Genomic DNA, 2,054 nt, shown 5'->3' with positions numbered 1-2,054 from the left:
CGAAGCGCACCGTGAACCAGCTCCGGCCCCTGCGCTCCGCGTCGGGGCCCGATCCCGCCGCGTACCGGTCCATGAGCCACGACCGCGCCGCCGGGACCTGCGCCAGCGCCGCGGCGGCTCCCACCGCCGCCACCCCGCCCACCGCGACCGGCAGCCACTTCACCGACGCGTAGTGCCGGTAGCGGAAGTCCGGACCGTACCGCTCCAGCGCCGCCGCCGAACGGGCCACCATCTGCGGATCGATCGTCGGCAGCGGCAGCGCCCAGGTCGCCGTCTCGCGGCTGCGCCGCACCGTGCCGATCGGGGCCCGCGCGCGCCGCCCCACGAGCCTCGGCTCGGCCATCCGGCGCTCCCGCGCGGCCCGCAGCGTCTGCCGCCCGCGCCCGAGCGCGGTCATCGCGGACGCGAAGGTGCCGCCGGAGAACATCGCGTTGGAGCGGACGAAACCGTCGATACGCAGCGGAACGCCCTCCGGCAACTGCTTGACCGTGAAGTACACGCCGAGGTCGTGCGGGATCGAGTCGAAGCCGCACGCGTGCAGGATCCGCGCCCCGGTCTCCTGGGCCCGCGCGTCGTACGCCAGATACATCCGGTCGGCGAACTCCGGCTCGCCCGACAGGTCCGCGTAGTCCGTGCCCGCGTCGGCGCAGGCGGCGACGAGCTCCTCGCCGTACCAGACGTAGGGGCCGACGGTCGTCGCCACCACGCGGGTACGGGCGGCGAGTTCGCGCAGCGAGTCCGGGTCGGACGCGTCTGCGTGCAGGACGGGAAGGGTCGCGCAGGCCGGATTGACCGCTATGAGCCGCTCTCGCAGCTTCTCCAGCTTCGCGACGGTACGTCCGGCGATCGCCCAGCGGCAATCGGCGGGTGCGTGTGCGGCGAGGTACTCCGCGGTGAGCTCTCCGACGAAGCCCGTGGCCCCGAAGAGCACGATGTCGTACGGGCGATCGGTGTCGCCCCTGCGTGGAACCGTCTCGCTCATGGGGGCAGAGAGTAGCGGTGATCCCCGATAAAAAGAACTAAGCGCTTGCTCGCCCGCAGGGCTTGTGCGGAGTGGAACACGTTCTTAGCATCATTGATGTTACATCAGTAGTGTCACAGCGCTGGGGGCTTGATGGCAGGGACAGGAAGCGGCCCGCTCCACGGAGTGCGCGTGGTGGAACTGGCGGGCATCGGCCCCGGCCCGTTCGCCGCCATGCTCCTCGCCGACCTCGGCGCCGACGTGGTCCGGGTGGACCGCCCCGGCGGCGCGGGACTGGGCATCGACCCGGCGTACGACCTCACCAACCGCAACAAGCGCTCGGTGATCGTCGACCTCAAGGCGGCCGACGGCCCGGCCCGGGTCCTGGACCTCGTCGAGCGCGCGCACGTGCTGATCGAGGGCTACCGCCCCAAAGTCGCCGAGCGCCTCGGCGTCGGCCCCGACGCCTGCCTGGCCCGCAATCCGCGGCTCGTCTACGGGCGGATGACGGGCTGGGGCCAGGAGGGCCCGCTCGCCCAGCGCGCCGGACACGACATCGCGTACATCGCTCTCACCGGCACCCTGGGCATGATCGGCGCCGCCGGCGAACCGCCCACCGTGCCCGCGAACCTCGTCGGCGACTACGCCGGCGGCTCCCTCTACCTCGTCGTCGGCGTCCTCGCCGCCCTCCAGCACGCCCGCACCGAGGGCGGCACGGGCCAGGTGGTCGACGCCGCGATCGTGGACGGCGCCGCCCACCTCGCCACGATGATCCACGGCATGCTCGCCGCCGGCGGCTGGCAGGACCGCCGGGGAGCGAACCTGCTCGACGGCGGCTGCCCCTTCTACGGCACCTACGAGACGTCCGACGGCGGGTACATGGCGGTCGGCGCGCTGGAGACGCAGTTCTACGACCGGTTCACCGCCCTTCTCGGACTCGACGACGCCGAGGCGGGCGCCCGCGCCGACATGGCCCGCTGGGGCGAGCTGCGCGAGCGGATCGCCGCCCGCTTCAGGGCGAGGACCCGCGCCGAGTGGACGGCCGTCTTCGAGGGCTCGGACGCCTGCGTCGCTCCCGTCCTCTCCCTGCGCG

2 protein-coding genes are annotated in these 2,054 nt (G+C 73.1%); one reads left to right on the top strand and one right to left on the bottom strand.

The window, feature by feature from the left end; all coding sequences use genetic code 11:
• Positions 1-982 (bottom strand): saccharopine dehydrogenase family protein (locus E2E34_RS33760; protein ID WP_138905634.1); only part of this gene is annotated, 982 nt, incomplete at its 3' end.
• A 132-nt stretch (positions 983-1,114) separates the two neighbouring features.
• On the opposite strand from E2E34_RS33760, the gene E2E34_RS33755 reads away from it, so the two are divergent.
• The coding region (locus E2E34_RS33755; RefSeq protein WP_138905633.1) for a CaiB/BaiF CoA transferase family protein at positions 1,115-2,054 on the top strand (940 nt) is incomplete at its 3' end.

Source organism: Streptomyces albidochromogenes, assembly GCF_005981925.1.
Taxonomy (GTDB): Bacteria; Actinomycetota; Actinomycetes; order Streptomycetales; family Streptomycetaceae; genus Streptomyces; species Streptomyces albidochromogenes.
The sequence above is the reverse complement of the archived record's forward strand: the minus strand, read 5'-3'. Positions and strand labels throughout refer to the sequence as shown.